Origin of the sequence: Pseudomonas sp. ICBG1301, from assembly GCF_016918385.1 — a bacterium.
Classification (GTDB): Bacteria; Pseudomonadota; Gammaproteobacteria; order Pseudomonadales; family Pseudomonadaceae; genus Aquipseudomonas; species Aquipseudomonas palleroniana.
The window spans coordinates 96977-116300 of the sequence record NZ_JAEKGB010000004.1 but is presented as its reverse complement, the minus strand read 5'-3'; the positions used below and the strand labels follow the sequence as shown (position 1 = coordinate 116300).

Sequence of the window (19324 nt, the reverse complement as noted above, 5' to 3'; positions counted from 1 at the left end):
CCATGCATTTCACCATTCAACGCGAAGCCCTGTTGAAACCCCTGCAACTGGTCGCGGGCGTCGTCGAGCGCCGACAGACCTTGCCGGTGCTTTCCAACGTATTGCTGGTAGTCGAAGGCCAGCAATTGTCCCTGACCGGTACCGACCTTGAAGTCGAGCTGGTCGGTCGTGTGCAGTTGGAAGAGCCCGCCGAGCCTGGCGAGATCACGGTGCCGGCGCGCAAGCTGATGGACATCTGCAAGAGCCTGCCGAACGACGCCCTGATCGACATCAAGGTGGATGAGGGCAAGTTGGTCGTCAAGGCCGGCCGCAGCCGCTTCACCCTGTCTACCTTGCCGGCCAATGATTTCCCGACTGTAGAAGAGGGCCCCGGCTCGCTGACGTGCAGCCTGGAACAGAGCAAGCTGCGTCGGTTGATCGAGCGTACCAGCTTCGCCATGGCGCAGCAGGACGTGCGTTACTACCTCAACGGCATGTTGTTGGAAGTGTCGGAAGGCATCATCCGTGCTGTCGCCACGGACGGGCACCGCTTGGCAATGTGCTCGATGAAGGCCGACATCGGCCAGCCGGATCGTCACCAGGTGATCGTCCCGCGTAAAGGTATCCTTGAACTGGCGCGCCTGCTGACTGAGCCCGATGGCAACGTCAGCATTGTCCTGGGTCAGCACCACATCCGTGCCACTACCGGCGAGTTCACCTTCACTTCCAAGCTGGTTGACGGCAAATTCCCGGATTACGAGCGCGTACTGCCTAAAGGTGGTGACAAGCTGGTACTCGGCGATCGTCAGGCGTTGCGTGAAGCCTTCAGCCGTACTGCGATCCTGTCCAACGAAAAGTACCGTGGTATCCGTCTGCAACTGGCTAACGGTCAGCTGAAGATCCAGGCCAACAACCCGGAGCAGGAAGAAGCGGAAGAAGAAGTGGGCGTCGACTACAACGGCGGCTCGCTGGAGATCGGCTTCAACGTGAGCTACCTGCTGGACGTATTGGGTGTAATGACTACCGAACAGGTTCGCCTGATTCTGTCGGACTCCAACAGCAGCGCCCTGGTGCAAGAATCCGATAACGACGACTCGGCTTACGTTGTCATGCCGATGCGCCTGTAATTATGCTCAGCAGAAGCTAGATGTCCCTCAGTCGCGTCTCGGTCACCGCGGTGCGCAATCTGCACCCGGTGACCTTCTCCCCCTCCCCCCGCATCAACATCCTCCACGGCGCCAATGGCAGTGGCAAAACCAGCGTGCTGGAAGCCATCCATTTGCTGGGGCTCGCCCGTTCGTTTCGCAGTGCTCGGCTGTTACCCGTCATCCAGTACGAACAATTGGCGTGCACGGTATTTGGCCAGGTTGAGCTGGCTGAAGGTGGACATAGCAGCCTGGGGATATCTCGGGATCGCAGTGGGGAGTTTCAAATTCGCATTGATGGGCAAAACGCGCGGAGTGCGGCGCAACTTGCCGAAATTCTGCCTTTGCAATTGATCAATCCTGATAGCTTTCGCTTGCTGGAAGGTGCACCCAAAATTCGCAGGCAATTCCTCGATTGGGGTGTGTTCCACGTGGAACCACGATTCATGGCCACTTGGCAGCGCCTGCAGAAGGCCCTGCGGCAGCGGAACTCGTGGCTGCGGCATGGTACACTTGACGCCGCTTCACAAGCGGCCTGGGACCGGGAACTGTGCCTGGCCAGCGACGAAATAGATGAATACCGCCGTGCTTATATCAAAGCCTTGAAACCAGTCTTTGAGCAGACCTTAAGAGAACTGTTGGATCTCGAAGGGCTGACGCTGAGCTACTACCGCGGATGGGATAAAGAGCGTGAACTGAGTGCAGTGCTCGCCACATCCCTGCAACGGGATCAGCAAATTGGCCATACACAGGCTGGCCCGCAACGCGCTGATTTGCGTCTCAGATTGGGCGCACACAACGCTGCGGATATCTTGTCGCGCGGCCAGCAGAAGTTGGTGGTGTGTGCTTTACGTATCGCCCAGGGTCACTTGGTTAGCCAGGCCCGGCGCGGTCAGTGTATTTATCTGGTGGATGACCTGCCGTCCGAACTCGATGAGCAGCACCGCCGTTCGCTATGCCGCTTGTTGGAAGACTTACGCTGCCAGGTGTTCATCACCTGTGTAGACCACGAATTATTGAGGGAAGGCTGGCAGACGGAAACGCCAGTCGCTTTGTTCCACGTGGAACAGGGCCGTATCACCCAGACCCACGACCATCGGGAGTGAAGGCATGAGCGAAGAAAACACGTACGACTCGACCAGCATCAAAGTGCTGAAAGGTTTGGATGCCGTACGCAAACGTCCCGGTATGTACATCGGCGACACCGATGATGGTAGCGGTCTGCACCACATGGTGTTCGAGGTGGTCGACAACTCCATCGACGAAGCGCTGGCCGGTCACTGCGACGACATCAGCATCATCATCCACCCGGATGAATCCATCACCGTGCGCGACAATGGTCGCGGCATTCCGGTTGATGTGCATAAAGAAGAAGGCGTTTCGGCGGCCGAGGTCATCATGACCGTGCTCCACGCTGGCGGTAAGTTCGACGATAACTCGTATAAAGTGTCTGGCGGCTTGCACGGCGTAGGTGTTTCGGTAGTAAACGCCCTCTCGGAAGAGCTGGTGTTGACCGTTCGCCGCAGCGGCAAAATCTGGGAGCAAACCTACGTGCATGGCGTGCCTCAGGCACCCATGGCGATCGTGGGTGACAGTGAAACCACCGGTACCCAGATTCACTTCAAGGCTTCCAGCGAGACGTTCAAGAATATCCACTTCAGCTGGGATATCCTCGCCAAGCGTATTCGTGAGCTGTCCTTCCTTAACTCCGGTGTGGGTATCGTCCTCAAGGACGAGCGCAGCGGCAAGGAAGAACTGTTCAAGTACGAAGGTGGCCTGCGTGCGTTCGTTGAATACCTGAACACCAACAAGACTGCGGTCAACCAGGTGTTCCACTTCAATATCCAGCGTGAAGACGGCATCGGCGTGGAAATCGCCCTGCAGTGGAACGACAGCTTCAACGAGAACCTGTTGTGCTTCACCAACAACATTCCACAGCGCGATGGCGGTACTCACCTGGTGGGTTTCCGTTCCGCACTGACGCGTAACCTGAACACCTACATCGAGGCCGAGGGCCTGGCGAAGAAGCACAAAGTCGCCACCACCGGTGACGATGCGCGTGAAGGCTTGACTGCGATCATCTCGGTTAAAGTACCGGACCCCAAGTTCAGCTCCCAGACCAAAGACAAGCTGGTGTCTTCCGAAGTGAAGACCGCAGTGGAACAGGAGATGGGCAAGTACTTCTCCGACTTCCTGTTGGAAAACCCGAACGAAGCCAAGCTGGTAGTTGGCAAGATGATCGACGCCGCACGTGCCCGTGAAGCAGCACGTAAAGCCCGTGAGATGACCCGCCGCAAAGGCGCGCTGGATATTGCCGGCTTGCCAGGCAAACTCGCGGACTGTCAGGAGAAGGACCCTGCCCTCTCCGAACTGTACCTGGTGGAAGGTGACTCTGCTGGCGGCTCCGCCAAGCAGGGCCGTAACCGTCGTACCCAGGCCATCCTGCCGTTGAAGGGCAAGATCCTCAACGTCGAGAAAGCCCGTTTCGACAAGATGATTTCTTCCCAGGAAGTCGGCACCTTGATCACGGCACTGGGCTGCGGCATCGGTCGCGACGAGTACAACATCGACAAGCTGCGCTACCACAACATCATCATCATGACCGATGCTGACGTCGACGGTTCGCACATCCGTACCCTGCTGCTGACCTTCTTCTTCCGTCAGTTGCCGGAGCTGATCGAGCGCGGCTACATCTACATCGCCCAGCCGCCGTTGTACAAAGTGAAAAAGGGCAAGCAAGAGCAATACATCAAAGACGACGACGCCATGGAAGAGTACATGACGCAGTCGGCCCTGGAAGATGCCAGCCTGCACTTGAACGACGAGGCGCCGGGTATCTCCGGTGAGGCACTGGAGCGTCTGGTTAACGACTTCCGCATGGTGATGAAGACCCTCAAGCGTCTGTCGCGCCTGTACCCTCAGGAACTGACCGAGCACTTCATCTACCTGCCGGCGGTCAGCCTGGAGCAGTTGGGTGATCACGCGGCCATGCAGGAATGGTTGGCTCAATACGAAGTGCGCTTGCGTACCGTCGAGAAATCCGGCCTGGTCTACAAAGCCAGCCTGCGTGAAGATCGTGAACGTGGCGTGTGGTTGCCCGAGGTCGAACTGATCTCCCACGGCCTGTCCAACTACGTCACCTTCAACCGCGACTTCTTCGGCAGCAATGACTACAAGACCGTGGTTACCCTGGGCGCTCAACTGAGCACTCTGTTGGACGAAGGCGCTTACATCCAGCGTGGCGAACGCAAAAAGCCCGTCAAGGAATTCAAGGAAGCCCTCGACTGGCTGATGGCTGAAAGCACCAAGCGTCATACCATCCAGCGATACAAAGGTCTGGGTGAGATGAACCCGGATCAGCTGTGGGAAACCACCATGGACCCAAGCCAGCGTCGCATGTTGCGCGTGACCATCGAAGACGCCATTGGCGCAGACCAGATCTTCAACACCCTCATGGGTGATGCGGTCGAGCCTCGCCGTGACTTCATCGAGAGCAATGCCTTGGCGGTGTCCAACTTGGACTTCTGATCAAGCCTACGCGCTAAAGCAAAAGGCCAACGCTATGCGTTGGCCTTTTTTATTGCTGCGGGGATGTATTTTTAAAATGCTCCACGTGGAACATTGCCGATTTTAGTCCGACGTGGTCGTCGCCACACTCTCCAACCGATACCCATACCCATAGATAGTCAGCAACTGCCAGCCTCGATCCGCCGTCAGCCCCAGCTTGTTACGCAGTCGATAGATATGCGTATCCAGCGGGCGGGAGGACACCATTTCCTCATGGGTCCAGAACCGTTCATACAGGTACTCACGGGACAGCGGCCGCGCGAGGTTTGCGAACAAGCAACTGGCCAGTCGATACTCCCTCTCGGTCAGATTGATTGGTTTACCTGCACGGGTGACGGTCAGCTCGGCATCGTCAAAGGTCAGGTCGTTGAAACTTTGCAGCTCGCTGGTGGCGGGCTTTTGCAAACCATGACGGCGTAGCACCGCACTGACCCGTGCTTTGAGCTCATTGGGGCGGAAGGGTTTGCTGACGTAGTCATCGGCCCCGCTGTTGAGTGCCGTGACGATGTCGCTCTCTGCGTCCCGGCTGGTCAGCATGATGACCGCAGGGGGGACCTCCATGTGTTCTCGGGTCCAGCGCAACAGGGCGATTCCGCTGATATCAGGCAGTTGCCAATCGAGTATCAGCAGATCGAAGGTTTCCCGGCGTAACTGGCGCAACAGGTCTTCGCCGCGCTCAAAGAAATGCAGGGACCACGGCTGTTCCGCAGTGCTGGGGATCTGTCGCAGTGTCTGTTCAACCCGGCGTAGTTCGGCAGGCTCGTCATCCAGTATTGCGACACGCATGGGTGGGTCCTTTCAACTAAAATAGCGGCCGTCGATGGCCTGTTCGACAGCGATTTCGTACAGAGCAAATACCTGGTGTTGAATCTGAATAATTGTGGCCAGACGCAACACCCCGTGGATCAATCGGTACGCTGATAGCAAAGAGCCGTTAACTCATTGAATGTCTTCAGTACCAATGTGGGAAAGATACCGGCTCCTGCTCCTGAGGAAAAGGATCAGCCGACGCATGCGTAACGTGCGTAAAACCTGCGCGTTTTTGTGAGACGCACTATGGAAGCCCCATGTCGATAAGCACCCTGAGTTTTTCTCCCCGCAGCGGGTACGGGATACTCCCCTCGTTCCTGCTCATGGCCTTGGTTGCCCTACCTGTTTGCGCGGCGCCCCGCGCCGCCTACATCGATGATCATTTTGTCTGTCGTGCCCAGCCGCTGCCGGCGGTTGTCCTGCATCTGACAGGGGACGCCTGGAAGCTGGACAGCCAGGGCAAGGCGCACCCTCTGCAAGAAGGCATGACCATCGATGAGCAAGAAGGCGTGAGAACCTCGGAATCGGCGTTCACCAGCCTGTTGTTCGGCGACGGTTCGAGAGTGGTCCTGCCTTCCCATTCGCAGGTGCATTTGCGCTCGGTGCAACCGCTGTCGATTCCCCAGGTCGTTCTCGAACAAGGCCAGGCTGAAGCCTATGTGATCAAGCGGGACAGCGCCTATGATCGGTTCCAGATCGTGACTCCCGTGGGAGTGCTGGGGGTACGCGGTACGCACTTTCGAGTACGCGATGAAGGTGAGCAATCGGTATTGGAGGTGCTCAACGGGCAGGTCGCGGTCAACCGTGATGTGAACACAAAGCGGGTCACCGGTCCTGTCGACGGCGAAGTGAAGGTGGATGCGCGCCAGGGACTGTTGTTCACCAGACGGGGTGAACTCAAGCCCGTGGAGCTTCTGCCGGCGCCGGTGTTGGTTGGGCAGGACGGCCAGAAAGGCGACGCGCCGGTGTGGCATTTGTACCTGCGACCATTACCGGGGGCGCAGCGTTATCGCGCGCAAGTTGCCACGGATAGCGCCTTCCTGAACATCAAGCAGCAAAACTTTTCCAGCGAGCCGAAAATGAGCTTCACTGGGCTCAAAGCGTCGTTCTATCACGTGCGTTTGTCGGCGTACGATGAGCACGGCCTGGAGGGAGAAACCGGGGTTTATGACATCTTCTACTACCCACCCGCCACCCAGGCGCAGGCATCCGGTGGCTGACCGATGATGCTCTGGCGCAAGGCCGAGAAACGCCAGCCTACCCATGCCCAGCGTTTATTCCACGGCCTGGTTCGGGAATGGTTGTGGATAGGTCTGCTGCTATTGCCGATCACCGCCTACCTGTCCCTCAGCCCGGGGCTGGCGCTGAACAACCCGCTGTACGACAGCCTTCGCCGCCTGGCCCCTCTGCCGGTGGACCCGCGCATCTTGTTGGTGACGATTGATGATCAGAGCGTCAAAGCGCTGGGCCGATGGCCCTGGCCGCGCAGCCTGCACGCCGACTTGATCGACCGCCTGAGTGACGCACAACCGGCGGCGATCCTGTTCGATGTGATCTTCAGCGAGCCAGGTGTACCCGCCAATGATCGACGCCTGGCGGATGCGATTTGCAACGCAGGTAACGTGGTATTGCCGTTATTGCGTGAAGGCGCCGCCACCTATAGCGAGCCGGACCCGCAACTCTTGCCCCTGCTCAAATGCGCCAAGGGCCTTGGGCATATCAACGTTGAAGCGGATAGCGATGGCGTGGTTCGTAGCCTCTACCTGCGCGAAGGCCCGCCCGGTGCTACCACACCGCAATTGGCGTGGCTGGCCTACACATTAAGCGGCCAACCGTCTGAGATGCCTGGCGAGCCGATGGCGCAAACCAGCGCGCAGTGGCATCGGGACTACGCTATACGCATCCCGTTCATCGCGGCCCATACCCATTTTCCCAGTGTCTCCTACGCCAGCCTGTTACGCGGTGAAGTCGCCCCTGAGCGGCTGCGCAATCGCCTGATCCTGGTGGGGGCCACCGCCTCTGGAATGGGCGATCGTTTTGTCACCCCGCTGTCGTCGATTGCGGGCACCACGGCGGGTGTCGAGATCCAGGCCAACGTCCTCAACGGCTTGCTGCAAGAGCGCAGCATTGTCGAGCTGCCCGGTTGGCTCGCCGCGTTGATCGCGACCTCGTTGGTGGCCGTGTTACTGGGCCTGCTGCTGTATCGGCCCCGGTACGCCTTGTGGATGACGCTGGGGTGCATGGCTGGCGCTCTGCTGGGGGCATGGCTGCTGCTGCGCATGGGGCACTGGTGGCCGCCGGCGGCGTGTCTGATCGGTTTGCTGCTCAGCTACCTGATCTGGAACTGGCGTCGTCTCAGCGTGATCCTCGCTTATTTCGGCTGGGAACTGGCGCGCCTGGATCACGAACCCAAGGTTCTCCCCGAACGTCGTCGCGCCCCCGCAAGCAAAGGGGATATGTTACAGGCGCGGATTTTTGCCTTGGAGCAGGCGGTTAGCCGCACACGTGACACGCGCCGTTTCATGGCCGATGGTCTGGAGTGCCTGCCGGTGGCAACGCTGATTACCGATCCCCAAGGCACCATATTGCTGGCCAATCGCATCGCTCGTGAGGTGTTCGGTAGCGATCTGGTCAGCGCCAATCTGATCGAACAGCTCGCTGATTTGGGTTATCCACCGCTGCACAACGGCGTTCGCCCTGCCCTCTCGGCGTTGGAGCTTGTTGAATTCCGTGACATCCACCAACGCAGCTTGCGCATGGAACTCGCACCCTTGCTGCCGGCTGAAGGCGATATCGCCCTCGGCTGGCTGCTGAGCCTGACCGACCTGAGCAAGGAGCGCGAGGCCCAGCAACACCGTGAGACGATGTTGCGCTTTTTGTCCCACGACCTGCGTGCGCCGCATTCGGCAATATTGGCCCTGCTGGATGTGCACAACAGCGAGTCACCGGTGTTTGCTCAAATCGAACAACAAGTGAAGCGAGCCTTGAGCCTCACGGAATCCTTTGTGCAATTGGCCAAGGCCGAAGCCGACGGCTATCAGTTCCAGCCCACGCTGTTCGCCATGCTGGTGATGGACGCCTTTGACCAGGTGGCGTTGCTCGCCCAGCTCAAGGGCATCCACCTCGTCCACGACCTGGATGAAGCCGATGAGGCCATGGTGTCGGCAGATCAATCATTGCTCACTCGAGCGCTGTTTAATGTGCTGGAGAACGCCATCAAGTACTCGCCGTCCGGTACCACCGTCAGCTTGAGCCATAGCAGCGGGCAAGGTGTTCTGGAGTGCCGCATCAGCGATCAGGGGCCGGGTATTGCGCCTGACGACTTGCCCGAGCTGTTCAACCAGTACCGGCGCTTTGATTCGGCCCAGGGCAGCGAAGGGTTGGGGTTGGGCCTGACCATGGTCAAAGCCGTGGTCGAGCGTCATGGTGGTCGTATCCGGTGTGAAAGCGAGTTGGAAAAAGGCTCTACCTTCATCCTTTCCCTGCCCCTCTTGGACGAATAAAAAACGTACTTTTTCGTTGTGCATAAAAAACCGGTCACAAGGACCGGTTTTTTTTGACTGAAAAAACTTATGCACGTTTTTCGAGATTTTATAAGATCAAGAAATATGTAATAAAATCAGTTTGTTAAGTTTGAAAATCATCAATTCGCCAACAAACCGTACACAGGTTATCCACAGAAGCTCACACCGCCGGTGTTTCGACCACAACCGGCTCCGGAGGCAACGAACCCATGGCTCGCTGTTGTGCCTCGTTCCACGCGGCAGCGCGATCATTCAGCGCAGCAATGGCACGCGGTCCTTCACCTTCGGCGTACATTGGCTCACCAATCACTACGGTGATGGTGCCCTCGCGTTTTGCCCAACCCGTCTTTGGCCAGAACTTGCCGGCGTTGTGGGCGATTGGCAAAACCGGCAGGTTCGCGTTGACCGCCAGCGCGGTACCACCGCGTGAGAACTTGCCTACGGTGCCGTAGGGCACCCGAGTGCCTTCAGGGAAGATCAACACCCAGACGCCGTCCTTGAGCAATTCGTCGCCTTTTTTGGCCACGTGCTTGAGCGCCGCCTTGGGGTTGTCACGGTCAATGGCAATTGGCCGAAGCATGGCCATGGCCCAGCCGAAGAACGGCACGTACAGCAACTCACGCTTGAGTACCTGGCTCAATGGCGAGAAGTAGGCCGACAGGAAGAACGTCTCCCACGTGCTCTGGTGGTTCGACAGAATCACGCAGGGCTGGTCCGGGACGTTTTCAGCACCCTTGACCTCGAAACGGATGTTGAGGAATACCCGGGTCAGCCACAACGCGCAGCGGCACCAATAGACGTTGATAAAGCGATAACGCGCCTTGAACGGCAAAAAAGGCGCAATAAAAAAGCTCAGGGTGCACCAGAGAAACGAACTGGTGCCCAGCAGCAGGTAAAAGAAAAAGGTTCTGATGGCCTGCAAGATCGACATGGCGGCATTTACCGTTGCGGGACACGGCCCGCCTGTTAAAAGCGCACTCCCGAACAGTCCTTGGCCAGGAAGTCGAGGGCGGCTAGTTGTTGATAAGTTCTGCGGCAACCGCCGCCAGATCGTCAAAAATCAAAGTGCCTACCGGCAGGTTTTTCGCCTGGGTCTTTTCGCCTTTCCCGGTCTTAACCAAAACTGGCTGAGAGTCGACGGCTTTGGCCGCCTCCAGGTCACCGAGGCTGTCCCCGACGAACCATAGCCCAGCCAAGGGCACCTTGTAATGTTCTGCAATGGTTTTCAACATGCCAGGCTTGGGTTTGCGGCAATCGCAGCCCTCATCCGGCCCGTGGGGGCAGTACACCACCAGCCCCACCTCACCGCCCTGCTCGGCGACTAACGTGCGCAATCGCGCATGCATGGCGTCCAGGGTGGCGATGTCGTAGTAGCCACGGGCAATGCCGGACTGGTTGGTGGCGATCGCCACCGTCCAGCCGGCTTTGCTCAACTGCGCGATGGCCTCGATCGAGCCGGGCAGTGGAACCCACTCCTCCACCGACTTGATGTAAGCGTCGGAGTCATAGTTGATCACCCCGTCCCGATCGAGAATCAGCAGTTTCAACATAGTCAGCTCAGTGTGGAAATATCAGCGATGCCGATGAACAAGCCGCGCAGGCGCGCCAGCATGGCATAACGGTTTTTCCGCACGCCGGCCTCTTCGGCATTGACCATCACCGCCTCGAAGAACGCATCCACCGGCTCACGCAAGCTCGCCAGGCGCGCCAGCGCTTCGGCGTAGTTACGCTCGGCGATCAGCGGCTTCACCGCGTTTTCCGCCTTGGCGATGGCCGAGTTCAGCGAGAACTCCTTGGCATCGGCAAACAGGCCCGGGTCGACTTCGGCGTTGCCCAAGCCTTCGGCCTTGCTCAGCAGGTTCGACACGCGTTTGTTCACGGCGGCCAGGGCATCGGCCTCCGGCAGCTTGCGGAACGCCTGTACGGCTTGCACGCGTTGGTCGAAGTCCAGCGCCGAACCCGGTTGCAGGGCACGTACCGACAGGTAGACGGAAACATCCACGCCTTCGTCTTCGTAACGCGCACGCAGGCGGTCGAACACAAACTCCAGCACTTGCTCGGCTAGGCCGGCTTGCTTGACCTTGGCACCGAACTGGCCGACCGCGAACACCACGGCCTGGGTCAGGTCGAGGTCCAGCTTCTTGTCGATCAGGATACGCAGCACGCCCAGGGCCGCACGGCGCAGGGCATACGGGTCTTTGCTGCCGGTGGGCAACATGCCGATACCGAAGATACCAACGAGGGTGTCCAGCTTGTCGGCGATGGCCACGGCCGCACCGGTCAGGGTGCTTGGCAGCTCGGCACCGGCACCGCGCGGCATGTACTGCTCGTTCAGTGCCAGGGCCACATCCTCCGGCTCGCCGTCGTTGAGGGCGTAGTAGTAACCGGCGACGCCTTGCATCTCGGGGAACTCGCCAACCATCTCGGTGGCCAGGTCGCACTTGGACAGCAGGCCCGCACGCGCAGCCCGTGCAGCATCACCGCCGATACGTGGCGCAATGTAGGCAGCCAGCTTGGAAACGCGTACGGCCTTGTCGTAGACACTGCCGAGTTTTTCCTGGAACACCACGTTCTGCAGGCGCAGGTTGAAGTCTTCGAGCTTCTGCTTCTTGTCTTGCTTGAAGAAGAACTCGGCGTCGGTCAGGCGCGGGCGAACGACTTTTTCGTTACCGGCGATGATCTGCTGCGGGTCCTTGCTCTCGATGTTGGCCACTGTGATGAAGCGCGGCAGCAACTTGCCGTCCACGTCCAGCAGGCAGAAGTACTTCTGGTTGTCCTGCATGGTGGTGATCAGCGCTTCTTGCGGCACCTCGAGGAAACGTTCCTCGAACGAGCACACCAGCGGCACCGGCCATTCAACCAGGGCGGTCACTTCATCAAGCAGGCTTGGCGGCACGATGGCGGTGCCTTCCTGCAGGCGAGCCAGCTCTTCGGTGCGTTTGCTGATCAGCTCGCGACGCTCGTTGGCATCGGCCAGCACGTAGGCGGCACGCAGGTCGTTGAGGTAGTTGGCCGGCGAAGTAATGCGCACGGCTTCGGGATGGTGGAAGCGGTGGCCACGGGAATCACGGCCCGCTTTCTGGGCGAGGATGGTGCAGTCGATGACCTGGTCACCGAGCAGCATGACCAGCCACTGGGTCGGGCGTACGAATTCTTCTTTGCGCGCACCCCAGCGCATGCGCTTGGGGATCGGCAGGTCGTTCAGCGAATCTTCGACGATGGTCGGCAGCAGGCTTGCGGTCGGCTTGCCGGTGATGACCTGGCTGAAGCGCAGTTTCGGGCCGCTCTGGTCGATATCGCTCAGCTCCACGCCACACTTCTTGGCAAAACCAAGGGCGGCCTGGGTCGGGTTGCCTTCGGCGTCGAAAGCGGCCTGGCGCGGTGGGCCGTCAAGGTTGATGCTGCGGTCCGGCTGCTGGGTTTCCAGGGCGGTCAGCAACACGGCCAGGCGGCGTGGCGCGGCGTAGACTTTCTTCGCTTCAAACTTCAGGCCGGCGGTTTGCAGGCCTTTTTCGATACCGGCCAGGAAGGCGTCGGCCAGGGTATTGAGTGCCTTGGGTGGCAGCTCTTCGGTGCCCAGTTCAACCAGGAAATCTTGAGCACTCATTGTGCAGCCTCCAGCTTAGCCAACACTTCATCACGCAAATCCGGGGTTGCCATCGGGAAGCCCAGCTTGGCGCGTGCCAGCAGGTAGGCTTGGGCGACGGAACGCGCCAGGGTGCGGACACGCAGGATGTATTGCTGACGCGCGGTTACCGAGATGGCACGGCGGGCGTCGAGCAGGTTGAAGGTATGGGAGGCCTTCAACACCATTTCATAGCTTGGCAACGGCAGCGGCTGGTCGAGTTCGATCAGGCGCTTGGCTTCGCTTTCATAGAAGTCGAACAGTTCGAACAGCTTGTCGACGTTGGCGTGTTCGAAGTTGTAGGTGGACTGCTCCACCTCGTTCTGATGGAACACATCGCCGTAGGTCACTTTGCCGAACGGGCCGTCCGCCCACACCAAGTCGTAGACCGAGTCCACGCCTTGCAGGTACATGGCCAGGCGCTCAAGGCCGTAGGTGATTTCGCCGGTCACCGGGTAGCACTCGATGCCGCCCGCTTGCTGGAAGTAAGTGAACTGCGTCACTTCCATGCCGTTGAGCCACACTTCCCAGCCCAGGCCCCAGGCGCCCAGGGTCGGCGATTCCCAGTTGTCTTCGACGAAACGGATATCGTGGACCAGTGGGTCCAGGCCGACATGTTTCAACGAGCCCAGGTACAGCTCCTGGAAATTGTCCGGGTTCGGCTTCAAGACCACCTGGAACTGGTAGTAGTGCTGCAGGCGGTTGGGGTTTTCGCCGTAGCGGCCGTCAGTCGGGCGACGACTGGGCTGCACATAAGCGGCGTTCCAGGTTTCCGGGCCGATGGCCCGCAGGAATGTGGCGGTGTGGAAAGTGCCGGCGCCTACTTCCATATCGTAGGGCTGAAGTACCACACAACCTTGCTCGGCCCAATATTGCTGGAGGGCGAGGATCAAGTCTTGGAAGGTACGCACGGCTGGCGTAGGCTGGCTCACGAAATTCACCTGTTACTTGGGCTGCGATTTAAAGAGCGGGAGTATACCCGATTCGGCCCTGCTACCACCCCCTGGAGCCTTATGCCACGCTGCTTTTGGTGTTCTGAAGATCCGCTGTACATGGCATATCACGATCAGGAGTGGGGAACGCCGCTGCGCGATGCGCAGGGTTTGTTCGAGTTGCTTTTGCTCGAAGGGTTCCAGGCGGGCCTGTCCTGGATCACCGTTTTACGCAAACGCGAGCATTATCGAAAGGTGTTGTTCGGTTTTGATGCGCAGCGGTTGGCGAAACTGACCGATGCTGAAATCGATGCCTTGATGCTCGATCCGGGTATCGTGCGCAATCGCTTGAAGCTCAACGCCACCCGGCGCAATGCCGCTGCCTGGCTGGCCCTGGAAGACCCGGTGGGGTGGCTCTGGTCCTTCGTTGGCGGCGTGCCCAAGGTCAATCACTTCAAGGACCGCAGCGAAGTCCCGGCAATTACCCCCGAGGCCGAAGCCATGAGCAAGGCCCTGAAAAAGGCCGGGTTCACCTTTGTCGGGCCGACCATCTGCTATGCCTTCATGCAGGCCAGCGGCATGGTCATGGACCACACCCAGGACTGTGACCGTTACGCGCAGTTGGCCAACGCCGGTTAGAATGCCCGCTTTGCGCACCACACACGATCAGGAGTGACCTGTGGAAAAGTTTAAAGGCGCCTTGCTGGTAGGCGCTCTCCGGTTGTTTGCCCTGCTGCCCTGGCGCGCCGTTCAAGCCGTCGGCACGGCGATTGGCTGGATCATGTGGAAAACCCCCAACCGCTCTCGCGACACGGTGCGGATCAACCTCTCCAAGTGCTTCCCGGACATGGACCCGGCCGCTCGCGAGCGGCTGGTCGGCCAGAGCCTGATGGATATCGGCAAGTCCCTGACCGAAAGCGCCTGTGCCTGGATCTGGCCGGCCCAGCGCTCCATCGACCTGGTGCGCGAAGTCGAAGGCCTGGAAGTGCTGCACCAAGCCCTGGCCTCAGGCAAAGGCGTGGTGGGCATCACCAGCCACCTGGGCAACTGGGAAGTGCTCAATCACTTCTATTGCAACCAATGCAAACCGATCATTTTCTACCGCCCGCCGAAGCTCAAGGCGGTGGATGAACTCCTGCAAAAACAGCGGGTGCAACTGGGTAACCGCGTGGCGGCGTCGACCAAGGAAGGCATTCTCAGCGTGATCAAGGAAGTGCGCAAAGGCGGCCAGGTCGGCATCCCCGCCGACCCGGAGCCGGCCGAATCGGCAGGGATCTTCGTGCCGTTCTTCGCCACCCAGGCGCTGACCAGCAAGTTCGTGCCGAACATGCTCGCAGGCCACAAGGCTGTGGGTGTCTTCCTGCATGCGCTGCGGTTGCCGGATGGCTCAGGCTACAAAGTGATCCTGGAAGCGGCGCCGGAAGACATGTACAGCACCGACACCGCCACGTCCTGCGCGGCCATGAGCAAGGTGGTGGAGCGTTATGTCGGCGCGTACCCGAGCCAGTACATGTGGAGCATGAAGCGCTTCAAGAAGCGCCCGCCGGGCGAGGCGCGGTGGTACTAGGCCCCACTGGCTCAATACCCAAGCAAAACCCAATGTGGGAGGGGGCTTGCTCCCGATAGCGGTGGTTCAGCTAAGTAATTCTTGGCTGACACACTGCAATCGGGAGCAAGCCCCCTCCCACATTTCATTCCGGTCAGGGCTGACGGTCGAGTTTCTTCAGGAACACCGTCATCTCTTTCTCGGCCTGCTTGTCGCCATGGGTCTGGGCCGCTTCGATCCCTTTCTCCCACGCCAGCCGCGCCGCAGCGATATCACCCAATCCCGCCTGCGCCTTGCCCAGCAACTTCCACGCCGCCGAATACTTCGGGTCAAACTCGACGCACTTGCGTAAATGCTCCACGGCCTTGGCGTTGTCCTTCAGGTCCAGGTAACCCTTGCCCAAGCCAAAGCGCAGCAGGGAATTATCAACACCCTTGGCGAGCATTTTCTCCAGGGATTCGAGCATGCCGGCGTACTCCTTTTGCGTCAGAAAAAGCTCAGCCCCACGTGGAACAACTTCTCCACATCGCGGATATGCTTTTTATCCACCAGGAACAAAATCACATGGTCGCCCGTGGCGATCACCGTGTCGTCGTGGGCGATGATCACTTCTTCATCACGAATGATCGCGCCGATGGTGGCGCCCGGTGGCAGGCCGATATCGCGGATGGCCTTGCCGATCACCTTGCTCGATTTCGCATCACCGTGGGCGATCGCCTCGATGGCCTCCGCCGCGCCCCGGCGCAGGGAGTGCACGCTGACGATATCGCCACGGCGCACGTGGGCGAGCAAGGTGCCAATGGTGGCCAACTGCGGGCTGATGGCGATGTCTATATCGCCCCCTTGAATCAGGTCGACATAGGCCGGGTTGTTGATGATGGTCATCACCTTCTTCGCGCCCAGTCGCTTGGCCAGCAGGGAAGACATGATGTTGGCTTCGTCATCGTTGGTCAGGGCCAGGAAGATATCCGCGTCGGCAATGTTTTCTTCCATCAGCAGGTCGCGGTCCGAGGCACTGCCTTGCAGCACCACGGTACTGTCGAGCGTGTCGGACAAATACCGGCAACGTGTCGGGCTCATCTCGATGATCTTCACTTGGTAGCGGCTTTCAATCGCCTCCGCCAAGCGTTCGCCGATCTGCCCACCCCCCGCGATCACGATGCGTTTGTAGCTCTCGTCGAGCCGGCGCATTTCGCTCATCACTGCGCGAATATTCGCCTTGGCTGCGATGAAAAATACCTCGTCGTCAGCCTCGATCACCGTATCGCCCTGGGGCAGGATCGGCCGGTCGCGTCGGAAAATAGCCGCTACGCGGGTTTCCACATTCGGCATGTGTTCGCGCAACTGGCGCAGTTGCTGGCCGACCAGCGGGCCACCGTAGTAAGCCTTAACCGCCACCAATTGTGCCTTGCCTTCGGCGAAGTCGATCACCTGCAAGGCGCCGGGTATCTCGATCAGGCGCTTGATGTAGTGGGTCACCACCTGCTCCGGGCTGATCAACACGTCCACCGGAATCGCGTCGTTGTCGAACAGCCCCGCACGGGTCAGGTAGGCCGCTTCACGCACGCGGGCGATCTTGGTCGGGGTGTGGAACAGGGTGTGGGCGACTTGGCAGGCAACCATGTTGGTTTCGTCACTGTTGGTCACGGCCACCAGCATATCGGCATCGTCGGCGCCGGCCTGGCGCAGCACCGTCGGGAATGATGCGCGGCCTTGCACAGTGCGGATGTCCAGGCGGTCGCCGAGGTTGCGCAGGCGTTCGCTGTCGGTGTCGACCACCGTGATGTCGTTGGCTTCGCTGGCCAAATGCTCGGCCAGCGTACCGCCAACCTGCCCTGCCCCAAGGATGATGATTTTCATCCGGTCACTCCCTTAAAACCATTCAGCCGCGTGCGGCGGCGATTTTGATCAGTTTGGCGTAGTAGAAGCCATCGTGGCCGCCTTCCTGTGCGAGCAGTTGGCGGCCGTGGGGCTGCTTGATCCCGGCGGCCGTGGCGAGGTCCAGTTCGCGCGCGCCGCTGGTGCGGGCGAGGAAGGCCTGGATCACCTCGGTGTTCTCGGTGGGCAAGGTAGAGCAGGTGGCGTAGAGCAGGATGCCGCCGACTTCCAGGGTCGGCCACAAGGCGTCGAGCAGTTCGCCTTGCAGCACGGCCAGGGCCGCGATGTCGTCGGGCTGGCGGGTCAGCTTGATGTCCGGATGACGGCGGATGACGCCGGTGGCGGAACACGGCGCGTCCAGCAGGATACGTTGGAAGGGTTTGCCGTCCCACCAACTGGCGGTGTCGCGGCCGTCGGCAGCGATCAGGTCGGCGTTGAGGCCCAGGCGTGCGAGGTTTTCACGCACACGTACCAGGCGCTTGGCTTCCAGGTCGACCGCGACCACACCCGCCAGGTCCTTTTCGACTTCCAGGATGTGGCAGGTCTTGCCGCCCGGTGCGCAGCAAGCGTCGAGCACGCGTTGGCCGGGGGCCAGGTCGAGCAGGTCGGCGGCCAGTTGTGCGGCTTCGTCCTGCACGCTGATCCAGCCTTCGGCAAAGCCCGGCAGGCTGCGTACGTCGGTGGCGGCTTCCAGCACGATACCGTCGACGCTGTACACGCACGGTGTGGCGTTGATGCCGGCCGTGCTCAGCAATTGCAGGTAGGCATCACGGCTGTGATGACGGCGGTTGACCCGCAGGATCATCGGCGGGTGTGCGTTGTTGGCGGCGCAAATGGCTTCCCAGTGCTGCGGCCAGAAGGCTTTCAGGGCTTTTTGCAGCCAGCGTGGGTGAGCGGTGCGCACTACCGGGTCGTGCTCCAGCTCGGCCAGCAGCGCTTCGCTCTCGCGCTGGGCGCGGCGCAGCACGGCGTTGAGCAGGGCCTTGGCCCAGGGCTTTTTCAGCTTGTCGGCGCAACCGACGGTTTCACCGATGGCGGCATGGGCCGGCACGCGGGTGTAGAGCAACTGATAGAGGCCGACCAGCAGCAGCGCCTCCACATCCGCATCGGCGGCCTTGAACGGCTTTTGCAGCAGCTTGGCCGCCAGCGCCGACAAGCGAGGCTGCCAGCGGGCGGTGCCAAATGCCAGGTCTTGGGTGAAACCGCGATCGCGGTCCTCAACCTTGTCCAGCTGAGTGGGCAGCGAACTGTTCAACGAAGCCTTGCCGTTGAGAACGGCGGCGAGGGCCTTGGCGGCGGCCAGACGCGGGTTCATTGGGCGACCGTCCCGAGAACCGTGCCGAGGGCAAATTTCTCACGACGGCTGTTGAACAAGTCGCTGAAATTCAGCGCCTTGCCGCCGGGCAATTGCAGACGGGTCAGGCACAGCGCCTGTTCACCGCAGGCCACCAACAGGCCGTCTTTGCTGGCCCCGATGATTTCGCCGGGAGCGCCTTTGCCATCGGCCAAGGTCGCGGCCAGTACCTTCAAGGCTTCGCCGTTGAGCGTGCTGTGGCAGATCGGCCACGGGTTGAAGGCTCGCACCAGGCGCTCCAGTTCCACGGCCGGGCGGCTCCAGTCGATACGCGCTTCGTCTTTATTCAGTTTGTGGGCGTAGGTGGCCAGGCTGTCATCCTGTACGTCGCCTGGCAGTGTGCCAGTTGCGAGGCCGGCGATAGCCTGGATCACCGCCGGCGGGCCCAGCTCGGCGAGACGGTCGTGCAGGCTGCCGCCCGTGTCTTCGCCCGTGATCGGGGTGGTGACCTTGAGCAGCATCGGGCCGGTATCCAGGCCCGCCTCCATGCGCATCACGGTCACCCCGCTTTCGCGGTCACCCGCCTCAACCGCCCGCTGGATGGGGGCTGCGCCGCGCCAGCGTGGCAGCAACGAGGCGTGACTGTTGATGCAACCCAGGCGCGGGATGTCGAGCACCACTTGTGGAAGGATCAAGCCATAGGCCACGACCACCAACAGGTCCGGCTGCAGTGCGGCCAGCTCGGCCTGAGCCTCGGCATTACGCAGGCTGGGTGGTTGCAGCACAGGGATGTTGTGCTCCAGCGCCAACTGCTTGACCGGGCTTGGCATCAGTTTTTGCCCGCGCCCGGCCGGACGATCCGGCTGGGTATACACCGCGACGATGTCATAAGGGCTGGCAAGCAGCGCCTTGAGGTGTTCGGCTGCGAATTCGGGAGTGCCGGCAAAAACAATGCGCAGTGGCTCGGTCATGGGAGTTCTCGGTTAAAAGCAGTCACAAAAGAAAAAGGCTTGCCGCAGCAAGC

General features: G+C 60.2%; 16 protein-coding genes. 7 read left to right on the top strand and 9 right to left on the bottom strand.

Annotation, left to right across the window (positions count from 1 at the left end; all coding sequences use genetic code 11):
• Positions 1–2: 2 nt before the first annotated feature.
• Genes dnaN through gyrB form a run of 3 tightly spaced genes read left to right on the top strand, consistent with a single transcriptional unit; the run spans position 3 to position 4652 of the window.
• Positions 3–1106, top strand: a complete 1104-nt coding sequence (gene dnaN, locus JBE38_RS10615) for a DNA polymerase III subunit beta (protein ID WP_060756562.1) — start codon at positions 3–5, stop codon at positions 1104–1106.
• Positions 1107–1126: 20 nt separating this feature from the next.
• On the top strand, positions 1127–2230 hold the full coding sequence (recF, locus tag JBE38_RS10610) for a DNA replication/repair protein RecF (protein ID WP_060756561.1): 1104 nt from the start codon (positions 1127–1129) through the stop codon (positions 2228–2230).
• A gap of 4 nt (positions 2231–2234) precedes the next feature.
• Positions 2235–4652: a DNA topoisomerase (ATP-hydrolyzing) subunit B gene (gene gyrB, locus JBE38_RS10605; protein ID WP_060756560.1), complete on the top strand. Its 2418-nt coding sequence runs from the start codon at positions 2235–2237 to the stop codon at positions 4650–4652.
• 102 nt (positions 4653–4754) lie between these two features.
• On the opposite strand, the gene JBE38_RS10600 is transcribed toward gyrB, so the two are convergent.
• Positions 4755–5477, bottom strand: coding sequence for a response regulator transcription factor (locus JBE38_RS10600; protein WP_060756559.1), 723 nt, complete (start codon positions 5475–5477; stop codon positions 4755–4757).
• 281 nt (positions 5478–5758) lie between these two features.
• Here JBE38_RS10600 and JBE38_RS10595 point away from each other — a divergent pair, with 281 nt between their 5' ends.
• Both JBE38_RS10595 and JBE38_RS10590 read left to right on the top strand, forming a co-directional pair.
• Positions 5759–6721: a FecR domain-containing protein gene (locus JBE38_RS10595; protein ID WP_205344270.1), complete on the top strand. Its 963-nt coding sequence runs from the start codon at positions 5759–5761 to the stop codon at positions 6719–6721.
• A gap of 3 nt (positions 6722–6724) precedes the next feature.
• The gene (locus JBE38_RS10590; protein WP_060756557.1) at positions 6725–9004 is read left to right on the top strand and encodes a CHASE2 domain-containing protein; all 2280 of its coding nucleotides are present in this window, start codon (positions 6725–6727) and stop codon (positions 9002–9004) included.
• 181 nt (positions 9005–9185) lie between these two features.
• Here JBE38_RS10590 and JBE38_RS10585 read toward each other — a convergent pair whose 3' ends face one another.
• The 4 genes from JBE38_RS10585 to glyQ all read right to left on the bottom strand — a co-directional run bounded on the left by JBE38_RS10585 (position 9186) and on the right by glyQ (position 13582).
• Positions 9186–9956, bottom strand: coding sequence for a lysophospholipid acyltransferase family protein (locus JBE38_RS10585; protein WP_060756556.1), 771 nt, complete (start codon positions 9954–9956; stop codon positions 9186–9188).
• A gap of 82 nt (positions 9957–10038) precedes the next feature.
• Positions 10039–10575 carry a D-glycero-beta-D-manno-heptose 1,7-bisphosphate 7-phosphatase gene (gene gmhB, locus JBE38_RS10580; protein WP_161548523.1) on the bottom strand — a complete coding sequence of 179 codons (537 nt, stop codon included), beginning with the start codon at positions 10573–10575 and terminating at the stop codon, positions 10039–10041.
• A 2-nt stretch (positions 10576–10577) separates the two neighbouring features.
• Positions 10578–12632: a glycine--tRNA ligase subunit beta gene (glyS, locus tag JBE38_RS10575; RefSeq protein WP_104995083.1), complete on the bottom strand. Its 2055-nt coding sequence runs from the start codon at positions 12630–12632 to the stop codon at positions 10578–10580.
• Positions 12629–13582, bottom strand: coding sequence for a glycine--tRNA ligase subunit alpha (glyQ, locus tag JBE38_RS10570; RefSeq protein WP_003187265.1), 954 nt, complete (start codon positions 13580–13582; stop codon positions 12629–12631). The genes glyS and glyQ overlap by 4 nt, the downstream gene beginning before the upstream one ends.
• A gap of 81 nt (positions 13583–13663) precedes the next feature.
• Between glyQ and JBE38_RS10565 the strand changes: the two genes are divergently transcribed.
• Both JBE38_RS10565 and JBE38_RS10560 read left to right on the top strand, forming a co-directional pair.
• The gene (locus JBE38_RS10565; protein ID WP_104995084.1) at positions 13664–14221 is read left to right on the top strand and encodes a DNA-3-methyladenine glycosylase I; all 558 of its coding nucleotides are present in this window, start codon (positions 13664–13666) and stop codon (positions 14219–14221) included.
• 40 nt (positions 14222–14261) lie between these two features.
• Positions 14262–15149 carry a lysophospholipid acyltransferase gene (locus tag JBE38_RS10560; protein WP_060756553.1) on the top strand — a complete coding sequence of 296 codons (888 nt, stop codon included), beginning with the start codon at positions 14262–14264 and terminating at the stop codon, positions 15147–15149.
• Between the two features lie 133 nt (positions 15150–15282).
• On the opposite strand, the gene JBE38_RS10555 is transcribed toward JBE38_RS10560, so the two are convergent.
• From JBE38_RS10555 to fmt, 4 genes are read right to left on the bottom strand one after another with little or no spacing between them, the layout of a single operon-like run.
• Positions 15283–15594 carry a hypothetical protein gene (locus JBE38_RS10555; RefSeq protein WP_060756552.1) on the bottom strand — a complete coding sequence of 104 codons (312 nt, stop codon included), beginning with the start codon at positions 15592–15594 and terminating at the stop codon, positions 15283–15285.
• Between the two features lie 20 nt (positions 15595–15614).
• Positions 15615–16988, bottom strand: a complete 1374-nt coding sequence (gene trkA / locus JBE38_RS10550; RefSeq protein ID WP_205344269.1) for a Trk system potassium transporter TrkA — start codon at positions 16986–16988, stop codon at positions 15615–15617.
• A 22-nt stretch (positions 16989–17010) separates the two neighbouring features.
• Positions 17011–18321: a 16S rRNA (cytosine(967)-C(5))-methyltransferase RsmB gene (rsmB, locus tag JBE38_RS10545; protein ID WP_198761092.1), complete on the bottom strand. Its 1311-nt coding sequence runs from the start codon at positions 18319–18321 to the stop codon at positions 17011–17013.
• Positions 18318–19271, bottom strand: coding sequence for a methionyl-tRNA formyltransferase (gene fmt / locus JBE38_RS10540; RefSeq protein WP_205344268.1), 954 nt, complete (start codon positions 19269–19271; stop codon positions 18318–18320). The genes rsmB and fmt overlap by 4 nt, the downstream gene beginning before the upstream one ends.
• Positions 19272–19324: the final 53 nt, after the last annotated feature.